General features: G+C 53.2%; 22 protein-coding genes. 13 read left to right on the forward strand and 9 right to left on the reverse strand.

Annotation, left to right across the window (positions count from 1 at the left end; genetic code table 11):
* Window position 1 precedes the first annotated feature (1 nt).
* The 5 genes from DFR47_RS05015 to DFR47_RS05035 all read left to right on the forward strand — a co-directional run bounded on the left by DFR47_RS05015 (window position 2) and on the right by DFR47_RS05035 (window position 5,976).
* A complete protein-coding gene (locus DFR47_RS05015; RefSeq protein ID WP_113943325.1) occupies window positions 2–928 on the forward strand; it encodes a nucleoside hydrolase in 927 nt (308 codons plus the stop codon).
* A complete protein-coding gene (locus tag DFR47_RS05020) occupies window positions 925–2,706 on the forward strand; it encodes an adenine deaminase (RefSeq protein WP_113943326.1) in 1,782 nt (593 codons plus the stop codon). Before DFR47_RS05015 ends, DFR47_RS05020 begins: the two co-directional genes overlap by 4 nt.
* 5 nt (window positions 2,707–2,711) lie before the next feature.
* Window positions 2,712–3,893, forward strand: a complete 1,182-nt coding sequence (locus DFR47_RS05025; RefSeq protein WP_113943327.1) for an amidohydrolase — start codon at window positions 2,712–2,714, stop codon at window positions 3,891–3,893.
* On the forward strand, window positions 3,880–4,563 hold the full coding sequence (locus DFR47_RS05030; protein ID WP_113943918.1) for a phosphoribosyltransferase: 684 nt from the start codon (window positions 3,880–3,882) through the stop codon (window positions 4,561–4,563). Before DFR47_RS05025 ends, DFR47_RS05030 begins: the two co-directional genes overlap by 14 nt.
* Before the next feature lie 84 nt (window positions 4,564–4,647).
* Window positions 4,648–5,976, forward strand: coding sequence for a hypothetical protein (locus DFR47_RS05035; protein WP_113943328.1), 1,329 nt, complete (start codon window positions 4,648–4,650; stop codon window positions 5,974–5,976).
* 32 nt (window positions 5,977–6,008) lie between these two features.
* On the opposite strand, the gene DFR47_RS05040 is transcribed toward DFR47_RS05035, so the two are convergent.
* Window positions 6,009–6,629 carry a TetR family transcriptional regulator C-terminal domain-containing protein gene (locus DFR47_RS05040; RefSeq protein ID WP_113943329.1) on the reverse strand — a complete coding sequence of 207 codons (621 nt, stop codon included), beginning with the start codon at window positions 6,627–6,629 and terminating at the stop codon, window positions 6,009–6,011.
* Between the two features lie 444 nt (window positions 6,630–7,073).
* Between DFR47_RS05040 and DFR47_RS05045 the strand changes: the two genes are divergently transcribed.
* The 5 genes from DFR47_RS05045 to DFR47_RS05065 all read left to right on the forward strand — a co-directional run bounded on the left by DFR47_RS05045 (window position 7,074) and on the right by DFR47_RS05065 (window position 12,486).
* On the forward strand, window positions 7,074–7,847 hold the full coding sequence (locus DFR47_RS05045) for an ABC transporter ATP-binding protein (protein WP_113943330.1): 774 nt from the start codon (window positions 7,074–7,076) through the stop codon (window positions 7,845–7,847).
* A gap of 38 nt (window positions 7,848–7,885) precedes the next feature.
* Window positions 7,886–8,680 carry a transporter substrate-binding domain-containing protein gene (locus DFR47_RS05050; RefSeq protein WP_113943331.1) on the forward strand — a complete coding sequence of 265 codons (795 nt, stop codon included), beginning with the start codon at window positions 7,886–7,888 and terminating at the stop codon, window positions 8,678–8,680.
* A gap of 89 nt (window positions 8,681–8,769) precedes the next feature.
* Complete coding sequence (locus tag DFR47_RS05055; RefSeq protein ID WP_113943332.1) at window positions 8,770–9,501, forward strand: ABC transporter permease; 732 nt, start codon at window positions 8,770–8,772, stop codon at window positions 9,499–9,501.
* Window position 9,502: 1 nt separating this feature from the next.
* Window positions 9,503–10,315: an ABC transporter permease subunit gene (locus DFR47_RS05060; RefSeq protein WP_113943333.1), complete on the forward strand. Its 813-nt coding sequence runs from the start codon at window positions 9,503–9,505 to the stop codon at window positions 10,313–10,315.
* Window positions 10,316–10,431: 116 nt separating this feature from the next.
* Window positions 10,432–12,486: an oxidoreductase gene (locus DFR47_RS05065; protein WP_281011580.1), complete on the forward strand. Its 2,055-nt coding sequence runs from the start codon at window positions 10,432–10,434 to the stop codon at window positions 12,484–12,486.
* 142 nt (window positions 12,487–12,628) lie between these two features.
* On the opposite strand, the gene DFR47_RS05070 is transcribed toward DFR47_RS05065, so the two are convergent.
* On the reverse strand, window positions 12,629–13,417 hold the full coding sequence (locus DFR47_RS05070; protein WP_245416460.1) for an IclR family transcriptional regulator: 789 nt from the start codon (window positions 13,415–13,417) through the stop codon (window positions 12,629–12,631).
* Window positions 13,418–13,526: 109 nt separating this feature from the next.
* On the opposite strand from DFR47_RS05070, the gene DFR47_RS05075 reads away from it, so the two are divergent.
* Entirely contained in the window at window positions 13,527–14,984 is a 1,458-nt protein-coding gene (locus DFR47_RS05075; protein ID WP_113943920.1) for an NAD-dependent succinate-semialdehyde dehydrogenase, read from the forward strand.
* A 206-nt stretch (window positions 14,985–15,190) separates the two neighbouring features.
* Here DFR47_RS05075 and DFR47_RS05080 read toward each other — a convergent pair whose 3' ends face one another.
* The 6 genes from DFR47_RS05080 to DFR47_RS05105 form a co-directional block, all read right to left on the reverse strand.
* The gene (locus tag DFR47_RS05080; RefSeq protein WP_113943921.1) at window positions 15,191–16,555 is read right to left on the reverse strand and encodes an aminotransferase family protein; all 1,365 of its coding nucleotides are present in this window, start codon (window positions 16,553–16,555) and stop codon (window positions 15,191–15,193) included.
* Window positions 16,556–16,595: 40 nt separating this feature from the next.
* Window positions 16,596–17,342, reverse strand: coding sequence for an amino acid ABC transporter ATP-binding protein (locus tag DFR47_RS05085; protein ID WP_113943335.1), 747 nt, complete (start codon window positions 17,340–17,342; stop codon window positions 16,596–16,598).
* A 35-nt stretch (window positions 17,343–17,377) separates the two neighbouring features.
* The gene (locus DFR47_RS05090; RefSeq protein WP_113943336.1) at window positions 17,378–18,037 is read right to left on the reverse strand and encodes an amino acid ABC transporter permease; all 660 of its coding nucleotides are present in this window, start codon (window positions 18,035–18,037) and stop codon (window positions 17,378–17,380) included.
* 12 nt (window positions 18,038–18,049) lie between these two features.
* A complete protein-coding gene (locus tag DFR47_RS05095) occupies window positions 18,050–18,697 on the reverse strand; it encodes an amino acid ABC transporter permease (protein WP_113943922.1) in 648 nt (215 codons plus the stop codon).
* Window positions 18,698–18,876: 179 nt separating this feature from the next.
* Entirely contained in the window at window positions 18,877–19,665 is a 789-nt protein-coding gene (locus DFR47_RS05100; RefSeq protein WP_113943337.1) for a transporter substrate-binding domain-containing protein, read from the reverse strand.
* 294 nt (window positions 19,666–19,959) lie between these two features.
* Window positions 19,960–20,727: a lysine/arginine/ornithine ABC transporter substrate-binding protein gene (locus DFR47_RS05105; protein ID WP_113943338.1), complete on the reverse strand. Its 768-nt coding sequence runs from the start codon at window positions 20,725–20,727 to the stop codon at window positions 19,960–19,962.
* Between the two features lie 447 nt (window positions 20,728–21,174).
* Between DFR47_RS05105 and DFR47_RS05110 the strand changes: the two genes are divergently transcribed.
* A complete protein-coding gene (locus DFR47_RS05110) occupies window positions 21,175–22,482 on the forward strand; it encodes an aspartate aminotransferase family protein (protein WP_113943339.1) in 1,308 nt (435 codons plus the stop codon).
* Window positions 22,483–22,535: 53 nt separating this feature from the next.
* Window positions 22,536–23,222, forward strand: coding sequence for a GntR family transcriptional regulator (locus DFR47_RS05115; protein WP_113943340.1), 687 nt, complete (start codon window positions 22,536–22,538; stop codon window positions 23,220–23,222).
* Here the strand turns inward: DFR47_RS05115 and DFR47_RS05120 are convergent, their stop codons facing one another.
* Entirely contained in the window at window positions 23,223–23,720 is a 498-nt protein-coding gene (locus tag DFR47_RS05120; RefSeq protein ID WP_113943341.1) for a GNAT family N-acetyltransferase, read from the reverse strand. It abuts the gene before it with no gap.
* Between the last annotated feature and the right edge of the window lie 3 nt (window positions 23,721–23,723).

A 23,723-nucleotide genomic window follows, 5' to 3' on the forward strand; every position in this document is an offset into this window, starting at 1 on the left:
CATGGGTGTCTGGATTGATACGGATATGGGCTTTGATGATATCGCCGCCATTCTGGTGGTGAAACATCTGGGTCTTGAAATCGACGGTGTGTCTCTGGTTTTCGGAAATACGGAACTTGGTCAGGTCTGCCGCAATGCGGCGGGCGCGACACAGGTTTTCGGCTGGAATTTTCCGATCTATCGCGGGCGGCACAAACCGGTTCTGGCGGAGATTGAAACTGCCGCCGGAATTCTCGGCGAAACCGGCATTCCGACACTCGGCCTGAACCTACCTGTCTGTGAAGATAATACACAGGGCTGTGCCTTCACCGCCCTGTGCAACTGGCTGGAAAATACCTGCGGTACCAAGCGCGTTCTTGCACTTGGCCCCCTCACCAATATTGCCGCGCTGGCACTGGCACGCCCCGATCTGGCAGCACAGATTGACGAGTTGGTCTGGATGGGCGGCGGCGTTGGCAAAGGCAATCACACGGCCTCGGCCGAGTTTAATGCTCTGGCCGATCCGGAAGCGCTGGCGATTGTGCTTGCCCATGAACTGCCGTTGAAAATGGTGGAACTCGATTTCTGCCGTAAAATTCTCGCTACGCCGGATGATGTGCATCCGATCCGTGCAGCCGGTGGTGCCAATGCCGCTTTGATTGCCGATATGACCGGCGGCTTCATCAATATTGCGATCTCGCGTGGCCGCACAGCCATGGCGCTCTATGATCCGGCGGCCGCTGTGGCTTTTGCCCGTCCTGATCTGGTGCGTTTTGACAGGGCGTTCATTGGTGCGGAACTTTGCGGCTCGATGACACGCGGCCGCACCGTGGTGGAAACACGCTCCAGCCATGCCACCTTCAACGCCGCCTATGCAGCTGACGGCGATGCGGAGGCTATTCTCGGCATTATTCTCGATACCCTCAGAACAGAAGCAGCCAAATCATGACACGTGCAGAACCCTTTGATCTGAGTTCTCCTGAACTGCGTCTTAGAGCAGCAGCTGCGGCACGCGGTGCGGAAGCTTTTGACTGCCTGATCATCAACGGTACTATCATTGATATGGTGACCGGCGAACATCGCCGTGCCGATATCGGCATCACCGGCGCTTTGATTGCCTCCGTTCATGCACCGGACAGCCGTAAGGATGCGATAAAAATCATTAATGCCAAAGGCGGTTATATCACGCCGGGCCTGATCGATACGCATATGCATATTGAAAGCTCGATGATCACCCCTGCCACCTACGCCAATGCTGTAGTCCCGCGTGGTGTGACAACCATTGTCTGGGATCCGCATGAATTCGGCAATGTGCATGGCGTAGTCGGTGTCGACTGGGCAATTGCAGCAACCCGTGATCTGCCACTGCGTACCATTATGCTGGCACCTTCCTGTGTGCCTTCCGCACCGGGGCTGGAACTGGCCGGTGCAGATTTTGATGCTGATGTACTGAATAACCTGCTGGCGCGGCCTGAAATCGGCGGTATTGCCGAGGTCATGACCATGCGCAATGTCATTGACGGCGAACCGCGCATGAGTGCCATTGTCCATGCGGGACTTGCAGCGGGCAAGCCAGTTTGCGGCCATGCACGCAGCCTCACCGGCCCTGATCTCGCGGCCTTTATGGCTGCGGGTGTGACCTCCGATCATGAACTGATTTCCGGCCAAGATCTGATGGAAAAACTGCGTGCCGGTCTGACTATTGAGATGCGCGGCTCCCACGATCATCTGTTGCCGGAATTTGTGCAGGAACTGAACCGCCTCAGCCATCTGCCGCAGACGGTCACACTCTGCACAGATGATGTGTTCCCTGATGATCTGCTCAATGCCGGTGGACTTGATGATGTGGTGCGCCGCTTGGTGCGCTACGGCATGAAACCGGAATGGGCATTGCAGGCAGCAACACTCAATGCATCACGCCGCTTTGGTCGTGATGACCTCGGCCTGATTGCAGCAGGCCGCCGTGCGGATATTGTGATCTTCGACAATCTGTCCGACTTCACTGCACAGACCGTGCTAACCAACGGTACCGTGGCAGCTGAAAACGGCACTCTCGCACACTCCCTCGCCAGCACCAGTGCCGGTGATTTCCTGCAGTCCATGAAGATCGGTGCTTTAAGCGCCGATGATTTCCGTATTCGCAGCGATGCCAAGCGCGTTGTGGTGGCAACCATTGACCGCCCGCGCTTTACCCAATGGGGACAAGCGGAGACAGAAGTCACCAAAGGCTTTGTAGTGCCGCCGCAAGGTGCAACCATGATTGCCGTTGCCCATCGCCATGGTCGTGCAGAGGCGAAACCGCGCGTTGGCTTTCTGCGCGAATGGGGCAGCTGGCGCGGTGCTTTCGCCACCACAGTTTCCCATGACAGCCATAATCTCACAGTCTTTGGTGGCAATGAAGACGATATGGCACTCGCAGCCAATGCGGTGACCGCTGCCGGTGGCGGCATGGCTGTTGCACTCAATGGTAAAGTCACCGCTCTGCTGCCATTGCCGGTCTCCGGTCTGGTGTCTGAGGCATCACTGGCCGATGTCGCCGCACAGTTTGCAGCTTTGCGCACAGCTATGGATGATGTGGTCGACTGGCAGCCGCCTTATCTCATTTTCAAAGCCTGTTTTGGTGCAACACTGGCCTGCAATGCCGGCCCGCACCAGACTGATCAGGGCATTGCCGATGTTAAAACCGGACAAGTGCTGGCCTCCCCTATTTTGCAAGTGACAGAGTAATACCCATGACTGATCCTATCCTCGACGATATTGCTTTTCTGACCGAGCTGCGCCGCGATCTGCATGCGCATCCTGAACTCGGTTTTGAAGAAGAGCGCACCTCGGATATTGTTGCCAAATTTCTGGAAGAGGCAGGTATCACCATTCATCGCGGTCTCGGCGGTACAGGTGTGGTTGGTACTTTGCAGATCGGTAACGGTACCCGTACCATTGGTCTGCGCGCAGATATGGATGCGCTGGCAATGCCGGAAATGGCGGATCGTCCTTATAAGTCAAAATTCGCCGGTAAAATGCATGCCTGCGGTCATGACGGCCACACCACACTTCTGCTCGGTGCAGCCCGTGCGCTGGCCAAAAGCCGTAACTTCTCCGGCACTGTGCATTTCATCTTCCAGCCTGCAGAAGAAGGTCGCGGTGGCGCCAAGCGCATGGTTGAAGAAGGACTGTTCAACCTGTTTCCGTGCGATGCGGTTTATGGCCTGCATAATATGCCGGGTCTTGATCCTGATGAAATCGCCGTGGTTGAAGGCCCGCAGCTCGCCTCTTCCGACAGCTGGCGCGTCACCTTCCGCGGCACCGGCACCCATGGTGCCAAGCCGCATCTCGGTAAAGATCCGGTCACGGCAGCCGCAACTTTCATCGCCTCATTGCAGACAATTATCGGCCGCGTGGTCGATCCGTTGCAACCGGCTGTCGTCAGCGCCTGCTCCTTGCAGGCCGGTGATCCGAAGGCGCTCAATGTTATTCCGGATGTCGTGGAAATCGGCGGCACCGCCCGTGCTTATACCCCGCATGTTCGTGACCAGCTTGAACAGGAAATTGGCCGCCTCGCACAGGGCACTGCGATGATGTATGGCATTGCTGCCGAGTATGAATTTATTCGTCGCATCCCGCCGGTCGTCAACAATGCCGATGCCACAGCCCGTGCATTGCGTGCCGCACAGGATGTGTTTGGCAGCAAAGTGCGCACCAGCTTCCCGCCTTCCACTGCGGGCGATGATTTTGCCTTCTTCGCCGGTGAAGCACCTGGTTGTTATGTCTGGCTCGGTAACGGCCCCGCTGTCGACGGTGCCCTGCACCACAATACGGCCTATGACTTCAATGACGATGCCATTGAACACGGCGTGCGTTTCTGGACACGTCTTGTGGAACAGGAATTGTCGGGAGAGCATGATGCAACCGCATGAATTCTGGCAAAAACTCTATGCGCCTGAAACCTTTGATATTCAGGGCGTGCATGAAACTTTCTTTCCGGCCACGCTGGATGACGGCCGGCAGCTGCAACTGCCGATCCGCCCGCTCTCGGATAAACAACATGCGCTGGCATCCCTGATCGTCAATCAGGCTGCCTTTGATGTGGTTGATGCCTTGTCCGATGATCTGGCCGCTAAGCTCAAAGCCTTTGAACCGGATGTGATTGTCGGCCTGCCAACACTGGGTCTGACCCTTGCCAGTGAAGTGGCGCGCAAACTCGGCCACAGCCGCTATGTGCCTTTGGGGACTTCGCGCAAATTCTGGTATGAGGAAGAACTGTCGGTTCCGCTGTCCTCCATCACCACACCGGATCAGATCAAACGGCTCTATATCGACCCGCGTATGCTACCGCTGCTCGACGGCCGCCGCATTGCTCTGGTGGATGATGTGATCTCCAGCGGCACGTCGATTGTGGCAGCGCTCAATCTGCTGAACTCCCGTGCACTCAAGCCGGTCGTAATCGGTGCGGCAATGCTGCAAACCCAGCGCTGGCGTGCACCGCTTGAGCAACTCGGCGCAGAATTTGCCGAGATGACACGCGGTTGCTTCACCACACCGATGCTGAAGCATGGTGAAAACGGCGGCTGGACAATCGCCGGATAATTTATCAAAAACCGGAGCATCCTCTTTGTCAGATGCTTCGGTTTTGTATAAGCAGAAAGCTCTCTTTGTCAGGGCATGTCTGCGATGAAACAATTCTGCTTCCCCTCTGTTTTCAATATTACGCTGTCTCTCGGCTTGTTGATGAGCCTGCCGCAACAGTCCGCAGCCGGAGAAATCATTCAGCAACTCACGCCTGAAACCGGCATCTCAGCACATATTGAAAAAAGCAGTGAGGGCTATGTGCTCATGCAGCCGGATGGCTCTAAACTGAGCATTCTGACAGCTGATTTTATGACAATGCCGGATGTCGACATCAGCCTGAAAACCGAAGACTATGATTATAACGGCTATCCGGATTTAGCGCTTGGTGTGCGCGAGGCCGGTAGCCTTGATATTGGTTCAGCGGTGTTTCTCTATGATCCCAAGGAGAAAATTTACAGCCCGCTGATTATTGAAGACGCACTCTCGGGTAAACTCAATTGCGGCGAGCTATGGAATATTGAGCGGCTGCCGGAGCGCAAGGCGATCAAAAGCAGTTGCAGCCTCGACGGCCATTATAGCCGCACCGACATATTGATGTTCGACGCGCATAAAAACCTGTGGCTGGAAGAACAATCCCGACCTGAAGAAGATATGTCCGGCTGGCCTTATCTGATCAAGCCGATGCGTATGGTGCGCTATGATCCGCAGGGCAATATCCTGCTTGAAACACCGCTGCCGGGTTTTGAGATGGAAGAGATGTGGGAGGTTCCGGTCAACCGGCTCGCGCTCTACAACCAACCGGATACGAAAAATGCAGCACAGCAGTTTCTGAAGCACGGTGATCAAGTCAGAAAACTGGCTTTTGCCGGTAATGACTGGATGAAAATTGCACTGCCTGCCACAGGTGCACAACAAGAATATTGGGTCTCGCTGAAAGAGGCCTATGATCTGCGAACATGGCTAGTCGAAAACAACGCCAAATCCCAGCCAGTGCAGCTCAGCCTCTTTGATTATAGTCAGGCTGAGACCGACCCTGATTACTACAAGCATCTTTTCACGCTGGTATTGCGCAATAATGGTTTGGAGAATATTCAGCTGAATTACAGTGAAGTGCATTTGCTGTTTACAGCAACGGACGGCAAACAGACCCTGCACAAGCTCTATGATATTTACAACACGACACTCGAACCGGACGAAAAGCACATGCTCGATGATAATCCGGTTGAGCAGCGTTCAGGCAATTATGTGATCTATCATGAGACTGCCGGTGATGAGACCTATCTGCCGTTTTTCCCGAAAGGGCTGGCGGAAGGCAGATATAAAATCCGCTCTGTACTGACCAGCAACTCGCTTACAGCACCGGTCTTCAGTGCCGATGAAATCGAAATGGACTATCCGCCTAAGCTGCCCGCCAGTCTGATTGCGCCCTGATCACGCAAGCAGAGCAATCATCAGGCCAAAACTCAAGTAAGCTTTACATTCATCAATGTTTCAAATGAATTAATGCCGAGATCGATCATCTGCTCAACGGTTTTACCACTTTCATCCAGACAGGCTTCAATCCACAAACCGTCAAGCACTGCATTGGCAACAATAGCCATTTTCTCGACCTCTTCAGTCGAGGGATTACGGCCTTCCGCAGCGAAGACTTCAGCAATCAGAGCTTCTGTGGCGCGGCGAAAGCTGAGATATTCCTCACTACGCAGAGATGCAATTACCGGATTAACCCCGATCTGGCTGATAAATGTCGCCCAGAGTGAAATCATCCGGTATTCCGAAGCCTGCCCGCCCAGAGCCACGCGTACAAACCGGTTGAGACGCTGATGCGGCGTTCCTTCTTTCGAAGCCAGAACTTCTAATGCCGCCTCGGTAATCAGTTCCATCGTTCTGCGATAGGCAGCAACAATCAGATTCGCTTTATTCTCAAAGTGATGCCGGATCAGACCGTTACTCACCCCTGCTTTGGCAGCCACGGCACGAACCGTCGTCGACTGAATGCCCAGCTCAGCAATACATTCCAGCGTTGCCTCAATCAGCTCCTGCCGGCGGTCTCCCTCCGGTGCATGCCTGTATAAACCCGACATTGTCTCCTGATACTCCTTGCTTGCTGCATCCGCTGCATAGGTGTGACAAAACACGACACTTTACCAGCTATTTTTCACAAATTATGCACTTGCATAGTACTATGCAAATGTATAGCCTCAAAAAATAAACAAAGATCGCCCTCCGCAAAAAAACACAACAAGACGGTGGCGACGGGGAACAATGAGGAACTTCTGACTAGAGCGCCGTGTGCCAGACTTGGCACACAAAGGTCGCTCTAACACTTTAAAATTAGAGCATAATTTTCCTTAAACTGATCCAGATTTAAGGAATTATGCTCTAGCCAATCACTCTGCCGATAATCAGCGATTACACCTCATAAGACCGGCCTTTTGTGCCGTTTTCATACGCTTTGCCTGACAGCAAGTGCGTAAATGCTGATTTTTACTCATCGAAGACCTCATAAAGACAAGGACGGACGGGAGATGTCCCAGACACAAAGCGCCATATCCATCAGCAATCTGCATAAGAAATACGGCGCGTTGGAAGTGCTGAAAGGTGTGTCGCTGGAAGCGCAAACCGGTGATGTGGTTGCCATTATCGGCGGCAGCGGCTCGGGAAAATCCACGTTGCTGCGCTGTATCAACATGCTGGAAATCCCGACCTCAGGCGATATCGCCATTCATGGCGAAACCATCAAAATGCGTCATAGCGCACAGGGACAGGTTCCGGCCAATCGTAAGCAGGTGCAGCGTATTCGTTCCCGTCTTGGCATGGTGTTTCAGAGTTTCAATCTCTGGCAGCATATGACTGTGCTGGAAAATGTGATCGAAGCGCCTGTGCATGTCCTTGGCATAGCCAAAGATCAGGCGATTGCAGAGGCCGAAACCATCCTGCGCCGTGTCGGTCTTTATGAAAAACGCCATACTTATCCGGGCTTTATGTCCGGCGGACAGCAGCAGCGTGCAGCCATTGCCCGCGCCGTGGCTATTCAGCCGCTCGCCATGCTGTTTGACGAGCCAACTTCAGCGTTGGATCCGGAGCTGGTAGGCGAAGTACTGGCCGTAATCACTGATCTCGCCCGCGAAAACCGCACCATGATCCTTGTCACCCACGAGATGAAATTTGCCCGCAAAGTTGCGTCCAAAGTGGTGTTTGTCCATGGCGGACTGATTGAAGAACAAGGCACACCGGAAGAGGTGTTTGGCAACCCGAAATCGGAACGGCTGCAGAAGTTCATCAGCACCGTTGATGCCTGAATACAAAGATAATTGCATAACAATAAAAGAGGGAACCAATGAAAAGCTTTAGCAAAAAAATCACCACCGCCGTTTTCGCCGGTCTGGCCATCACACTGGCCGCATCTCTGCCTTCGCAGGCACAGACGCTGAAAGTGGCCGTCGGTGCCGAACCTTATCCGCCAATGTATTATCCGGATGCGTCCGGCCAGTGGCATGGTTTTGAGGTCGATCTGGCAGGTCTGCTGTGCAAAACCGCCAATCTTGAATGCGAAACCACACCAATCGCATGGGACGGTATTATTCCGGCACTGACCAGCGGCAAGATTGATATGATTATGGGTTCCATGTCGATCACTGCGGAACGCCAGAAAAAGATCGACTTCTCCGACAAATATTACAGTATCCCGCCAATGATCATCGGCACCAAAGATATCAAGTTTGAGCCGAATGCCGAGGGTTTGGCTGACAAAACTGTCGGCGTACAGGTTTCGACCATTCATCAGAGCTATGTTGAAAAGCATTTTGTGCCTAAAGGTGCAACTTTGAAAGAATATCAGACACAGGACGAAGCCAATAATGATCTGGCGGCCGGTCGTCTGGATGCGGTTATGGCCGATGCAGGCGCAATGGCGGACTTCCTCAAAACAGATATCGGTCAGTCCTGCTGCGATGCAAAAGGCAACCCTGCGCCGGATATTGAAATTCTGGGACCAGGTGTCGGTATCGGCCTGCGCAAAGGTGATGACGCCCTGCGCGAAAAGATGAATACCGCGATCAAAACCATTCGTGAAAACGGCGAATATGAAGCCCTCGCCAAGAAATATTTCACCTACGACGTCTTCGGCGACTGAGATTGAAAACCGGAGCGGCTGCATTGCGCAACAGCCCTGCGCCGCTCCGGTCACAGTCCCAGAGTGAACTATTTCTAAAGGTCTGAAACATGGATATCACCGTCCCTTCGCTGATCAATTGGTATCTGCTTGCCTATTCACCACCCGGCTGGGGCGGTGTATTGCTGGCAGGGCTTGCCAATACATTGCAGATCGCTGTCGGCGGTTATGCTCTGGGTTTGTTTCTCGGCATTTTCGGTGCGATGGGAAAGCTCTATGGCGGACCGGTGCTCCGTGATCTTCTGGAGGTCTACACAACAGTTATCCGTGGTGTCCCCGAGCTGGTTCTCATCCTGATCCTCTATTATGCAGGCACGGAATTTCTCAACACTATGCTGGCGACCATGGGCTATGGCTCCGTTGATATCAGCGGACTTGTGGCAGGCATCATCGTCATCGGACTGGTACAAGGTGCCTATTCAACGGAAGTCATCCGCGGGGCTATCCAGTCTATCGCGCCGGGACAGATTGAAGCCGCACGCTCCTTCGGTATGCCACCGCTGAAAATTCTGCGCCGTATCACTTTGCCGGCCATGCTGCCTTTTGCCATTCCCGGCCTGTCCAATCTCTGGCTGATTGCAACCAAAGACACAGCCCTGCTCGCAGTTGTCGGCTTTACGGAACTGACACTGGCAACCAGACAGGCGGCTGGTGCAACCAAAGCCTATATGCTGTTTTTCCTGACTGCCGGTGCGCTCTATCTCGCCATTACCTTGCTCTCGACCATCGTTATTCGCCTCATCGAAAAACGTGCCCGTCGTGGCCTGCCGGAGGCTGTGTGACATGGAAAACAGTTTAACAGCCCCGTCCTTGTCCGGCACCGCAGCGGATAGCTGGTTCAAACCGCACCGCATCATCCTGCTATTGATTTTTGCTGCCATGATCATTGCAGCTTTGGTCTTTGGCGAATGGGACTGGGTGCCGCGCTATCTGCCGCGTCTCGCATCCGGTGTCGGTGTCACGCTGGCTATGCTGTTCAGCAGTGTCATTATCGGTTTCATGCTGGCTCTTCCGCTTGGCATTGTACAAGTGACCGGCCCGTGGTGGTTGAAAGCCCCTGCCGCAACCTTCTGCACAATCTTTCGCGGTACGCCGCTGCTGCTGCAATTATGGCTGCTCTATTATGGTCTGGGTTCGCTGTTTCCGATGATACCGGGCATCCGCTCATCCTTTCTCTGGCCATATCTGCGTGAAGCATGGCCTTATGGCGTCTTCGCACTGACTGTCTCTTTCGCGGCCTATGAAGGCGAAGTGATGCGCGGCGCCTTTGCCGGTGTACCATCGGGTGAGCTGCAGGCCGCCCGTGCCTTCGGCATGGGGCGCTTGAAAATGTTCCGCCGTATCTGGTTCCCGCGCGCTTTCTACCGCGCGTTGCCGACCCTGACCGGTGAAACTGTACTGCATCTCAAAGCCACGCCACTGGTTGCGACCATCACGGTGATTGATGTCTACGGCGTGATTACCAAAGTGCGGCAGGAGACGTTGCTGACCTATGAGCCGTTGCTCCTGCTGGCAAGCGTTTATCTGCTTCTGACTTTCATACTGGTTGCCGGACTGCGTTTCCTTGAAAGGCGCATTCCTGTGAAAGGTGTGTGACCCGCCAACCAGATCATTTTCACCTGACTGCCCCGCTAACTCATGAATTGCACTCCATACCGGCGAAGCTCCCCAAAGCTGCGCACAGCCGGACTATGCCTGAACCATGGATAAATATAATGCGTGATCCCCGTTACGATATTCTCTTTGAGCCGGTCAAAATCGGCCCTGTCACTACCCCGAACCGCTTTTATCAGGTGCCGCATTGCAGCGGCATGGGGCATCGTTACCCCGATGCTGACATCCACATGCGCGCCATGAAAGCAGAAGGCGGCTGGGGTGTGGTCTCGACACAGGAAACGGAAATTCATCCATCCTCCGATATTTCGCCATCCAATCAGGGGCGTATCTGGGATGATAAAGACATTCCGCGCTTGCAGGTTCTGACCGAGAAAATCCAGTCACATGGCAGCTTAGCTGCAATTCAGCTGGCGCATAATGGTATTCACACTGCCAACCGCCTGAGCCGTATTGCCCCTTATGCACCGTCGGATGCGATGGTTGACGTGGAAGATCCGGTGCAGGCACGCGGCATGGACAAAGCGGATATTGCCGAATTTCGCAAATGGCACCGTGATGCAGCACTGCGCGCCAAACGCGCGGGGTTCAATATTATCTATGTCTATGCCGGTCATGATATGACCCTGCTGCAGCACTTCATGCTGCAACGCTATAATACCCGCACCGATGAATATGGCGGCAGTTTTGAAAACCGCCTGCGGCTGTTCCGTGAAGTGCTGGCCGATACGCGTGATGCCGTGGGGGATACCTGTGCGATTGCCATTCGCTTTGCCGTAGAGGAATTTCTCGGCAAAGACGGTTTGCAGCATGACGGCGAAGGGCGTGACGTAGTTGCAGCACTCGCCGATGAACCGGATCTGTGGGACGTCAATCTCTCCAACTGGTCGAATGACAGCCAGACGGCACGTTTCTCGCAAGAAGGCTTTCAGGAAGATTTCGTATCCTTCGTTAAACCGCTAACCACCAAACCAGTTGTCGGCGTGGGGCGCTATACCTCGCCGGATGCCATGGTGCGTGTGGTGAAGAAAGGTATCTTCGACCTGATCGGTGCAGCACGCCCGTCAATTGCCGATCCTTTTCTGCCGCAAAAAATCAAAGAAGGCCGTATTGACGATATTCGTGAATGCATCGGCTGCAATATCTGTACCGCGAGCGACAATATCGTTGCGCCGCTACGCTGCACTCAGAACCCGACCACCGGTGAAGAATGGCGTAAGGGCTGGCATCCAGAGAAAATGCCTGCCTTTGATAACGCACCTTCTGTGCTGGTTGTCGGCGGCGGCCCTGCCGGTCTGGAAGCATCACGCGGGCTTGCCAAGCGTGGCGCAGACGTGATGCTTGCCGAAGCAGGACAGGAATGGGGTGGTCGCATTGCCCGCGAATGTCGTCTGCCGGGACTGGCTACCTATGGTCGTGTCCGCGACTGGCGTGTGGGGCAGTTGCAGCAAATGCCGAATGCCCAGATGTATCTGGACAGCCCGCTGTCAGCCGAAGATATTCTTTCTTACGGCATTCCGCATATTGCCCTCGCCACCGGCTCGAAATGGCGTGATGACGGTGTCGGTCGTGTTCACCGCAAGCCGCTGGAATTCCTCACCCAAGGCGCAACTGTTGGCGTGGAAGCCCTGCTCTCCTCCGGCGCAGCAGCGATCACCGCACAAGGGCCTATCGTGGTCTTTGATGATGACCGTTACTATATGGGCAGCGTGCTCGCAGAACTGGTCGCCAATGCCGGTCATAAGGTAGTGTTTGTCACCCCGACCCCGATTGTTGCACCATGGACGGAGCATACGCTGGAACAGAGACGTATTCAGAAACGTCTGATTGATCTCGGTGTGGACATCATTCCTCTGCATCAGCTGGCAGGGCGTACAGCCGATACGCTGACCATTGAGTGCGTCTATTCCGGCAGCACACGCGTGATCGAATGTTCAACTCTGGTGCCTGTCACATCCCGTATTGCGACAGATACACTCTGGCATCAGCTGATCGCCATCAAAGAGCAATGGGCAGATCACGGCATTGAAACGGTGCAGCGTATCGGTGACTGCCTAGCACCAGGCATTATTGCTGCGGCCAATCACGCTGGCCACAGCTATGCACGTGAACTTCTGAGCGCACCGGCAGCGAATATGGATATTTATCGCTAAGCTTCATGATTGCTACACATTCTACCAAGGCGTTAAGATGCTGATGCATCACGCCTTGAAAAAGTTCAATCGCCACTCGGGCTTAACCAAAACCCTATGAGTATGACTCATAGGGTTTTGGTATTCCCCCGATGCGTAGCAATCAGCTCAGATTGTTCGAACCAAGATTATGCGACAATGCCCGCGCATAGCGGATGACTGCTGTGCCCAGTTCCTGCTCTCTCACTTTATCCATCTGTAAAGCATTGATGCTGAAGGCAATGCCGCCAACGGCACGATTGCCGCTGAAATCATAAACCGGCGCACCAAAACAAAACATGCCCTCACGCACCTGCTGGTTATCCAGTGAATAGCCGCGCTCGCGGATGTCTTCCAGCTCACGCAATAAATCCGGCATGGTCTGAACTGTATGTTCAGTCAGTGCCTCCGGCAGGCCGTTGGCATAAATCTGCTCCACCGCTTCTTGCGGCATAGTGCTGAGAATGGCTTTACCAGTTGCCGTAAAAGCAGCGGGCAGACGCATACCGATGCGGAAAGTGATGCCAAGCGGCACCGAGCCATGCTGGGAAGCGATGTAAACCACATCCTGTCCATCGAGAATTGTCAGCGTTGCCGTCTCGTTTTTCAGATCATACTGCCCCTGCCAGAGCCGGAAAAACTCAGCCACCATATCTGACTTGTTGACGAAAGCATTCGCCCACAACATCACATGGCCGCCCATGACAAAGCCACTATTACGACGGTCGAGAATACCAAGATCGGCCAGCGTGTTGCAGAGACCATGCACCGAGCTTTTGGCCAACCCCAATTCACGGGCAAGGCCGCTGACAGTCAAGGGTTCATCACTCACAGCAATAATATCCAGAAGCTGCGCGGCCCGTTGTACAGCAGGTGCTGCAGGCTTATTTGCGGACATAGCTTCTTTGGTCATGAGGGGGCAGCCTTTTTCTTGACGTTGATCATTATCGCCAATATCATACAGTATATCGAACATCGTTCAATATACTGAACGAACAAAAATGAAAGATGGGAAGACAAAAATGTTGGAAATTATCAGGAAATCCGGCTGGCTGCGTGAAGCCAACCTGATCGGCGGTGAATGGGTGCAGGCTGACAGCGGCAAAACACTGGATGTGACCGATCCGGCCACCGGAAAAACCATCGGCACCATTCCGTTTGCCGGTAAAGCGGAGACTGCCCGTGCCATTGCTGCCGCATCTTCTGCATTTCCTGACTGGTCCGGCAAAACTGCTGCCGAGCGTTCAACCTTGCTACTGGAGCTTGCCCGTATCATCCGTGAAAATGCCGAACCGCTGGCGCAGATACTCACCCTTGAACAAGGAAAGCCACAGGCTGAGGCCAAGGGCGAAGTCGCGATCAGTGCCGCCTACATTCAATGGTTTGCGGAAGAAGCACGCCGTGTGAACGGTGAAATCATCCCTTCCCCGTGGAAAGACCGCCGTCTTCTCGTCACCCGTGAGCCGATTGGCGTGGTTGGTGCCATCACCCCGTGGAATTTCCCGTTGTCAATGATTGCCCGCAAACTCGGCGCTGCACTGGCTGCCGGTTGTACAATCGTTATCAAGCCTGCCGAGTTTACCCCTTATTGCGGTCTTGTATGGGGGCTGCTCGCAGAAAAAGCCGGTATTCCGGCCGGCGTGGTCAATATCCTCACTGGTAATGCCGCAGAAATCGGCGGCGAGCTGACCGCCAGTCCGGTGGTCAAAAAGATCACCTTTACCGGTTCCACCCGCGTCGGCAAGCTGCTCTATAACCAGTCCTCCGACACGATGAAACGCCTGTCGATGGAACTCGGCGGCAATGCACCTTTCATTGTCTTTGATGATGCTGATCTTGACCGCGCGGTGGAAGGTGCACTGGCTGCCAAATATCGCAATTCCGGCCAGACCTGCGTCTGCACCAACCGCTTCTACATTCAGGACGGTATTTATGAGGCTTTCGCCGAGAAATATGCCGCACGGGTGAAAACACTGAAAGTCGGCAATGGTTTTGATGCCGGTTCTGAACAAGGGCCACTGATTAATGAAGCGGCTGTTGAGAAGGTTGAACACCATGTCAGTGATGCCCTCGCCAAAGGCGCGCGCACATTGACCGGCGGTCAGCGCCATGCGCTGGGCTTCACCTTCTACGAGCCAACCGTTCTTGCAGATGCCACTGCGGATATGCTGGTTGCACGGGAAGAAACCTTCGGCCCGCTCTCCGTACTCTTCCGCTTCAAAGAAGAGCAAGAAGCCATCGCTGCCGCTAACGCCACGGAATTCGGCCTTGCTGCCTATATTTACACCCGCGATCTGGCACGCTCATTCCGTGTTTCTTCAGCGCTGGAATATGGCATGGTCGGTATTAATGAAGGCATCATCACCACAGAAGTCGCACCATTCGGCGGCATCAAAGAAAGCGGCATGGGGCGTGAAGGTTCTGTCCATGGTCTCGATGATTATCTGAATATGAAATATCTGAGCCTTGGCGGCCTCTGAGATCAAACGAAAACGGGGCAGAAAAACTGCCCCGTTTTTATTTATCTGCTTTTACAGCGGTTCCAGTTAAGGCTGAAACGTTGGACCCGCTGTAACTGTTTGTTTTTACGCACTATCCGACGCATCGCAGCAGGAAAAGAAATCAGTCCGGCGAACTGATTTCCCTGCGAAAGCGCTTCGCACTTTTGGCTCGCAAATGCTTTAGTTTAACGATTAACAGGCAAATCCAGCATCTGCGCCAGTTCTTCCAGACTGTCTTTGATAATCGACAGGATCAGATCAACTTCTTCAGCCGTGATAATCATCGGCGGACAGATCAGGAAATGATCCCCCTCAACACCGCCACGTGAACGACGGGAATAAATGATCAGTCCGCGCTTATAGGCAATTTCGACAATATGCTGGTAAGCGTTGAGACCGGCAGGCAATGGTTCCATTGTGTTCTTATCGGCAACAAATTCCGCAGCCAGCAACAAACCTTTACCGCGCACATCACCGATAAACGGAAAGATTTCCGCCAGATCAAGCAGCCCCTGCTTCAGCCGCTCACCCATAACAGTGGCATTGGTCAGAAGATCAAGCCGGTCAATCTCTTCCAGCACCGCCAAACCTGCCGCACAAGCCAGCGGGTTACCGGCATAGGTATAACCATGGGCAAAACCACCGGCACTCAGCACCGGCTGCACAATACGGTCTGATGCGATCATTGCACCGAGCGGCACATAACCTGCGCCCAGCCCTTTGGACATCGCAATAATATCCGGACGGCAATTCCAGTGATCGCCGCCGAGATATTTGCCCGTGCGCCCTGCACCGCTCATCACTTCGTCATGAATGAGCAGAATACCGTATTTGTCGCAAATCTCACGAATACGCCCGTAATAGCTGTCAGGGGCAACCAGCGCACCGGTTGAAGCGCCGCCGATCGGCTCCATGATAAAGGCCAGGACAGAATCCGCACCTTCCGCCAGAATTTTCTCCTCCAGCTGATCAGCATATTTCAGACCACGGTCTTCATAGGTCAGGTTATCGCGATCGAGATAGGCTGTCGGTGCGCCAATCTTCGGCATATCCGGCACCATCGGTGTGAAAGGTGCTGTCAGTGCATCATAACCGGTTACCGAAAGCGCTCCGAAAGTCGCGCCATGATAGGAAGGAAAACGTGAGATCACTTTCCAACGACTAGCCTGTTTGGTTGCCACTGCCCATTGCCGTGCGAGCTTGATTGCAGACTCAACCGCTTCCGAACCGCCGGAAACGAAGAACACTTTGTCCATACCTTCCGGCATACGGCGTACCAGCTGACGTGCCAGTTCTTCCGCCGGTTCATTCTCAAAATGCAGACGATAGATAAAAGTCGCCTTATCCATCTGTGCTTTCATTGCGGCCAGCACATTCGGATTGGAGTGACCGATATTAACTACCATCGCACCGCTGGAACCGTCGATCACACGACGACCGGATTCATCCCAGATATAAATTCCCTCCGCGTGGGTCGCCAAAGGACGTCTTGTGCGTGACTGGTAGAACAGGTGGGAAGGCTTAACGGCTTCGCTTTTGTCTGGCATCATGATCTGATCTTTCAAATAATTACCGAATAGGCCGACTGTTTCAGGCGGCGAGATGTTTGCGTAAAAACTGGCGGGTACGTTCCTGCTCCGGATTACGGAAAAGCTGCGACGGCGGCCCCTGCTCGACAACACGCCCGCCATCCATGAACAGCACAAAATCCGCAACCTCATCGGCAAAGCGCATTTCATGAGTCACAATCAGCATGGTCATATGTTCTGCTGCAAGCTGCTTCATCACCGCATTCACTTCATCCACCAGTTCCGGATCGAGCGCGGATGTGGCTTCGTCAAAGAGCATCACTTTCGGCTTCATCGCCAGCGCACGGGCAATCGCAACACGCTGTTTCTGACCACCGGAAAGACGAGACGGAAAAACATCGGCTTTGTCTGCAAGTCCGACTTTTGCCAGCAAATCCATTGCCAGATCGCGGGCTTCCGCTTTGCTCATACCTTTGAGCTTGATCGGTCCCAGCGTGATATTGCCCAGCACGCTCAAATGCGGAAACAGGTTAAAATGCTGAAACACCATGCCCATCTGCTGACGGATATGATTGATATGCCGCTCATAGGCCAGCCCCTGAATATCGCGGTTCACCCGCTCATTCTCCAGCCAGACCTCACCCTGATTGAGCGTTTCCAGCTGATTGATCGAGCGCAGCAATGTGCTTTTACCGGAGCCGGATGGCCCGATCAGCGCAAAGATTTTGCCTTTATCAACAGAGAGATCAATGCCTTTGAGAACTTCCAGCGCACCGTAGGATTTATGCGCATTGACCACACGCACCATCGACGCTTGTCCGGATTGTTGTATCCCCGATTTTATCATCGTGTCGTCTCCACACGCCGCTCGACAAGCGCGATAGCACCTTCAAGCACAAGATTTAGCAGATAATAGAGAACCGCCACGGCAATATAGAATTCGAACGGGCGGAAGGTGGAGGAAATGCCAAGCTGCGCTGCATTGACCAGTTCAGCAATACCAATGATCGAGACCAGTGAAGATTCCTTCAGCAGTGCAATCATATTGCTGGCAATCGGTGGCAGGGTTACGCGCACAGCCTGCGGCACCACAATATAGCGCAGGGTCTGAAAACGCCCGAAACCGATGCTGCGCGAACCTTCAGACTGGCCTTTATCGATACTGGCAATACCGGCACGCAGAATATCGGCATTATAAACCGCATAATGCAGCCCCAGACCAATGATCCCTGCCCAGAGTGCCGGAATATCAATGCCGATCTGTACCAGTCCGAAATAGATCAGAAACAGCTGCAGCAACAGTGGCGTGCCCATAAACAGCCACATGAAACCGGCAACCGGCACTTTGACGAACCAAGGCGCATAGAGCAGCAGCACTGCAAAAACCACACCGCCGCCAAAACTCAGCAGGCCAGCCAGAACCGTGATAACAACCGTCCACCATGCGCCTTGCAACAGCAACGGCATATAGGGGATGAGGACTGAGAAATCCAAACCTTCCATCTCTCTCCCCCTTTAAGCGATGACAAAACGCCGGTCGAGCCAACGCAGTACAATGGTGACAGTGATAATGATGACCATGTAGAAGAATGCAGCCACCGTGAAGATTTCAAACGGCTTGTAGGTCGCACTGATATAGCGCTGTGCCGTATAGGTCAGGTCGATTACCGAGATAGCCGAGACCAGCGCCGAGCCTTTGATCAGGGCTACGATATTCACCCCTAACGGGCGTATCATCAGACGCGCGGCCTGCGGCAGAATAATCAGCACCATTGTTCTGGCACGGCCAAAGCCGATACTGCGTGCAGCCTCGGTCTGACTGCGGTCAACCGCGACAATGGCACCACGCATGGATTCCGACATATAGGCGGCAATATTCAATCCCAACCCGATCCAGCCAGCGGTAAAAGGCGAGAGATTAATCCCGATCTGTGCGCCACCGAAATAGAGCAGAAACAACTGCACAAGGCAGGGCGTACCGCGAAAGAGGCTGATATAGGCAATAGCAGGAAAGCGCAGCATGGCACTCCGTGAAAGCCGCATCATCGTCAGCAGGCTGGCCAGTGCAAGCCCCAACACCAGAGCCAGCAATGAGACAAGAATTGTCACCCATGCGGCTTGTGCAAAATACGGGAAAGTTTTTTGGATCAGTGCGATATCCATCGTCACCTCCGGCATACGGCCTGACCATATTTCAGGTCAGGCAAGCAGGTTTTAGTGGCAGATTTTAGAGCATTTCCAGCAAAAGTGTGAAGCGGTTTTGCGCCGGATAATGCGTAAAAACAAATAGTTACGTCGGTCCAACGATTCAGTCTTAACTGGAACCGCTGTAATGGCCGATATCAACGAATATCCCGACCGATCCACTTGGTGGAAATCGTCTCATAAGTACCGTCAGTCATCATGTCATCCAGTGCCTTCTGCATCGCTGCTTTCAGCTCCGGGTTGTTCTTGCGAATGGCAATACCGATGCCGATCTTTGCGCCTTCAATATTGGCGATATCCAGCATACGAATCGGGTCGGATGTCTGTTTGATCACCGTCAGGAGTGCGATATAGTCGACGACCACTGCATCAACACGACCGGCCTTCAGCTCCATGATCAGTTCCGGCAAGCCTTTATAAGTACGGATTGTCCAGCCGCCCTGCTCGCGCGCCCATTTTTCATGGGTTTCGCCAAGAGTGACCCCGATCACTTTGTCCTTCAGATCATCCAGCCCTTTGGCCTCGGATTTATCGAGAACAAAAATGCCGCGACCGTCGTGATAATAAGGACCGACAAAATCAACTGCCTTCAGGCGGTCTTCCGTGATCGCCATAGAACCGATGATCGCATCATATTTCTTGGTCAGAAGACCCGGAATAATGCCGTCCCATGTTGTTGTAACTGCATTACCGTTCACGCCGAGACGACGGGCGATCTCGTTAGTGATATCCACATCGAAGCCGATCACTTCGTTCTTTTCATCCACCATGCTGAAAGGCGGATACTGACCGGACATGGCGGCGCTGAAAGTACCGTTTTCTTTAATCGTGGCCAGATCATCTGCCAGAACCGGCGATGCAGCACCACAGAAAAGTCCCGCAACAAATGCAGTACACAATGCTGCGCGTGAGATAGTATGAAACATGAAACCCCGCTCCCATTTTCCCTGAATTCTTGAGAATTCTTCTTCTTGATATTATGGTCGCGCAGATGGCATCATTATTCAAATAGATAGTTAGAATATTAAATATAAATTTCCTCAATGTGAAAAAGCATTCTATGGCGATACAATTTGACCGTTATCACAGGTCAAAAACGACAAAGGCGGTGCATGAACACCAATTCAGGCTCCATGTACCGCCCTGCCTCTTCAACTAATGTTCTAATTTTTTTCGCATTATCCAACGCAAAACCGCTTCACACTTTTGCTGGAAATGCTCTAACGCCCGAAAATGTCGATCGGGAAATATTTCTTGTTGATCTTGTCATAGGTGCCATCAGCACGAATAGCCGTAATCGCTTTATTGAGCGTCTCGCGCAGAGCATCATCACCCTTCCGCACTGCGATCCCCACACCATCACCGATCAGCCTGCGATCGGTCAGATCAGGCCCTGTCAGATCATAATTTTTTCCCTCAGGAGTTTGCAGAAAACCACCGAGTAATGCCAGAGCATCGGTAACAACCAGATCAACACGGCCGGACATCAGATCGGCATTGTGCTCTTCTGTGGAGGGATAGCTGCGAACCTCGGCATCGGGATAGGTTTCCGCCAGCCATTTGTCATAAACTGTACCGCTCTGCACGCCGATAGTTTTGCCGCGCAGACCACCTTTGGCGAAGTCGAATTCAGCACCTTTAGCGGCCATAAAACGCACCGGTGAACGGTAATAGCTGTCGGTAAAATCCACGACCTGACGACGCTCATCAGTAATTGTCATCGATGCAACAATGGCCGAATATTTCTTCGCATTCAGCCCCGGAATAAGCCCGTCCCACTCCTGTGTCACAATATTGCAATCGAGTTTCGCTTGCGTACACAACGCCTCGGCAATATCGACATCAAAGCCTACCGGCTTACCCGCATTATCAACATAGCTGAACGGCGGATAAGCCCCCTCGACCGCAATATTGATTTTTTCAGCCAGAGCCTGACCGGCGAACAAAGCGGTTCCCGCCGCCAGCAAAGTGATCAGTTTCAATTTCATGTTCCACCTCTCTTATCCGGTCGTTGCCGGTACCTGCAGACATGATTTTCCTTTGAAAAAGGCACAGCAAGATTGCTGCTGCGTAGCTTAGGCTCACAGACATTATTTCCGCATGATACTCATCGCGGATTTCAAAGAAATCATTGGCTGTCAGGCGAATATAATTGCCCCGTTCCGGCTCCGGTATCAGACACAGAACCGTATCTTTTTATTATCATGTTCCGTTAATCCGGCTCCTCAACCGGATCGTGAGACAGACTTTGTCCGGCCTCAGGAACATTTATAGCAAAACATAATGCCGCGTTTTATGGAAATAAATAACGTCAATGGCAGGAATTACCGTCGCAAATGTGCAGCGCACAGACGATTTCTCAAATGTACTGCTCTTGACAATATCTCAAAATACATAAAATGTGATCACAAAAATTACATTAATGGGATCATAAAATGACAATCACCACCACCGGCCATAATAGTTCTCTGGCAACTGCGCTTGACGAGGCACGGGAAAAATATACGCAAAAACGGCCGCGCAGTCAGCAACTGCACCAACAGGCTCTGGAGGTTTTGCCCGGCGGAAATACCCGCACAGTGCTGTCCTATGCGCCTTTCCCCACCGCTATGACCAGCGGTGAAGGTGCCTATTTGCGCGATGTTGACGGCCACGATTATCTCGACCTGTGCGGTGAATATACGGCCGGTCTTTTCGGCCATACAGAACAGCGCATTCATCAGGCGCTGCATCAGGCTATGGCACGGGGCATCAGTCTGGCGGCAGTCGGTGAGGCAGAACAGGAACTAGCACAGATTTTATGCGCCCGCTTTCCATCTGTTGATAAAATCCGTTTCACCAATAGCGGTACCGAAGCCAATCTGATTGCGCTGAGTATTGCCCGTGTTGCCACAGGCCGTACCGATATTATAGCTTTTCGTGGCGGTTATCACGGAAGCCTGCTCTATTTTCCGGTCAGCGGCAGCAGCCCGATTACCGCACCTTTTCCCGTTCGCCTGTGCAATTACAATGATACGGAAGGAACGGTTGCCGCGATCCGTGCAGCGGGTAACAAACTGGCCGCTGTTATTGTGGAACCGATGCTGGGCAGCGGCGGCTGTATTCCGGCGCAAAAAGAGTTCCTCACGGCCATTGCCCAAGCGGCACGGGAAACCGGTGCTTTACTGATTTTCGACGAGGTCATGACCTCACGCATGAGCGGCGGCGGCATGCAGCAGCGGCTGGATATCCGGCCTGACCTGACTACCCTCGGCAAATATATCGGCGGCGGCATGAGCTTCGGTGCTTTTGGCGGGACACGGGAAATCATGGATCTGTTTGCCTCCAAGGTCTCTCATGCAGGAACATTCAACAATAATGTCATGACCATGGCCGCAGGCATCACCGCAATGCGCGATATTTTCACAGCACAGGCGGCTGACACTCTGTATGAAAAAGGCGAAAACCTGCGCCATACGCTCAATCAGATTTGCCGGAATGCAGCTGTACCATTGCAGTTTGCAGGGCTGGGATCACTGGCCACACCGCATTTCCGTACAGGCGATATAACCGCCCCCTATCCGTCAGATGCGCGGGAAGAAGCACTGAAAGAATTGTTCTTCTTTGATATGCTTGATGCCGGCATCTATATTGCCCGTCGCGGCATGACAGCGCTGAGCCTGCCGGTGACAGATGAGGATCTGGTACGCTTTACCAATGCTGTTGAAGAGTTTGTTGCATCCAGAGCGACTCTGATGCACTAAACATACCCAGATTGCTTCGGGAGAGATCCCGTAGCCTGAAACGGATGATAATCATGCCTGATAAGAACAAGACGCCTCAACCTGCCTCCGGCCTGCTGGAAGAAGAAGCCTATCAGCGCATCAAACAGGCAATTATTGACGGTTCTTTTTCGCCTGCGGATAAATTATCCATTCGCGGGGTCTGTGCAACTTTATCGCTGAGCCCGATGCCGGTGCGGGCAGCACTGCGCCGCCTCATCAATGAGCGTGCGCTTGATGCCACGGCTTCAGGCACCGCACTGGTGCCGCGCCTCACCCGTCAGGAATTTCAGGAACTCACGCAAATGCGGTTACAGCTGGAGCCTCTGGCGCTTCGGCTGGCAGCCCCGCATCTGACGGCATCTGATTATGCAAAGCTTAATGCGCTTGTTGCCTCGCATGAGGCTGCCCGCCTTGCCGGTGATCCGGCAGGCGTACGTCAGGCAGATACGGATTTTATGCTGGCACTTTACCGTGCATCACGTTCGCAACTGCTTTTGAGCTTTATCGAAAGCCTCTGGTTGCGCCGCAGTCCGTTTTTCTGGGAAGCCCGCTGGGCTTTGCTCAGTGCCAGCACCAGCCGTGCCCCCCATCGGCACAGTGAAATCATTCATGCGCTGCAAGGCGGCGATATTGATGCCGCACAGGCTTTTCTGACAGACGAAATCCAGAGCGCCTGCCAGTTTCTTCTCGACGTCATGTCCTTCAAAGATGACACCTAATCAAGCATCGCAGAAAGCATCAAAAGCCGGACCAATCAGCTTATAAATATATTCGTCATCAGACCGGATAAAACCGTGATTGCTGTAGAAACGTGCACCGCCCTCGTTGCCCTCATCCACTGTCAACCGCAGATAGGCATAGCCCTCTTCGCGTCCGATGCGGCTGACATGGCGCAATAATTTTTCGCCGATCTTCGCATTACGGCAGGCTTCGTGGACATAAATATCCTGAATATACAGGCCAGGCTTGCCGAGCCACGTCGAGAACATCGGAAAATACAGGCACATACCGGCCATTTTTCCGCCTGTCTCTGCCAGCATAACCGTAAATTGCGGCTTATCACCGAAGCCATGTATTTCCAGATCCTGCAATGTGCTTTCACAACGCTCGCTGACACCGATGGACTGTGCCAGCAACTTCAGAGCAGCCAGAATTGCAGCGCAATCTTCACGCACAGCAAGGCGGAATGATAACTCACTCTTTTCTGTCTCAGCCATATT

This window comes from Pseudochrobactrum asaccharolyticum, from assembly GCF_003314995.1.
Lineage (GTDB): Bacteria > Pseudomonadota > Alphaproteobacteria > Rhizobiales > Rhizobiaceae > Pseudochrobactrum > Pseudochrobactrum asaccharolyticum.

Bases quoted from the DNA above. Each gene is read 5' to 3' on its own strand.
- DFR47_RS05020 (WP_113943326.1), top strand. From the start codon at position 925: ATGACACGTGCAGAACCCTTTGATCTGAGTTCTCCTGAACTGCGTCTT.
- DFR47_RS05120 (WP_113943341.1), bottom strand. From the start codon at position 23,720: ATGGCTGAGACAGAAAAGAGTGAGTTATCATTCCGCCTTGCTGTGCGT.
- DFR47_RS05035 (WP_113943328.1), top strand. From the start codon at position 4,648: ATGAAACAATTCTGCTTCCCCTCTGTTTTCAATATTACGCTGTCTCTC.
- DFR47_RS05015 (WP_113943325.1), top strand. From the start codon at position 2: ATGGGTGTCTGGATTGATACGGATATGGGCTTTGATGATATCGCCGCC.
- DFR47_RS05090 (WP_113943336.1), bottom strand. From the start codon at position 18,037: ATGGAAGGTTTGGATTTCTCAGTCCTCATCCCCTATATGCCGTTGCTG.
- DFR47_RS05080 (WP_113943921.1), bottom strand. From the start codon at position 16,555: ATGATGCCAGACAAAAGCGAAGCCGTTAAGCCTTCCCACCTGTTCTAC.
- DFR47_RS05115 (WP_113943340.1), top strand. From the start codon at position 22,536: ATGCCTGATAAGAACAAGACGCCTCAACCTGCCTCCGGCCTGCTGGAA.
- DFR47_RS05100 (WP_113943337.1), bottom strand. From the start codon at position 19,665: ATGTTTCATACTATCTCACGCGCAGCATTGTGTACTGCATTTGTTGCG.
- DFR47_RS05050 (WP_113943331.1), top strand. From the start codon at position 7,886: ATGAAAAGCTTTAGCAAAAAAATCACCACCGCCGTTTTCGCCGGTCTG.
- DFR47_RS05085 (WP_113943335.1), bottom strand. From the start codon at position 17,342: ATGGTGCGTGTGGTCAATGCGCATAAATCCTACGGTGCGCTGGAAGTT.
- DFR47_RS05095 (WP_113943922.1), bottom strand. From the start codon at position 18,697: ATGGATATCGCACTGATCCAAAAAACTTTCCCGTATTTTGCACAAGCC.
- DFR47_RS05105 (WP_113943338.1), bottom strand. From the start codon at position 20,727: ATGAAATTGAAACTGATCACTTTGCTGGCGGCGGGAACCGCTTTGTTC.
- DFR47_RS05075 (WP_113943920.1), top strand. From the start codon at position 13,527: ATGTTGGAAATTATCAGGAAATCCGGCTGGCTGCGTGAAGCCAACCTG.
- DFR47_RS05070 (WP_245416460.1), bottom strand. From the start codon at position 13,417: ATGACCAAAGAAGCTATGTCCGCAAATAAGCCTGCAGCACCTGCTGTA.
- DFR47_RS05045 (WP_113943330.1), top strand. From the start codon at position 7,074: ATGTCCCAGACACAAAGCGCCATATCCATCAGCAATCTGCATAAGAAA.
- DFR47_RS05060 (WP_113943333.1), top strand. From the start codon at position 9,503: ATGGAAAACAGTTTAACAGCCCCGTCCTTGTCCGGCACCGCAGCGGAT.
- DFR47_RS05055 (WP_113943332.1), top strand. From the start codon at position 8,770: ATGGATATCACCGTCCCTTCGCTGATCAATTGGTATCTGCTTGCCTAT.
- DFR47_RS05040 (WP_113943329.1), bottom strand. From the start codon at position 6,629: ATGTCGGGTTTATACAGGCATGCACCGGAGGGAGACCGCCGGCAGGAG.
- DFR47_RS05110 (WP_113943339.1), top strand. From the start codon at position 21,175: ATGACAATCACCACCACCGGCCATAATAGTTCTCTGGCAACTGCGCTT.
- DFR47_RS05030 (WP_113943918.1), top strand. From the start codon at position 3,880: ATGCAACCGCATGAATTCTGGCAAAAACTCTATGCGCCTGAAACCTTT.
- DFR47_RS05025 (WP_113943327.1), top strand. From the start codon at position 2,712: ATGACTGATCCTATCCTCGACGATATTGCTTTTCTGACCGAGCTGCGC.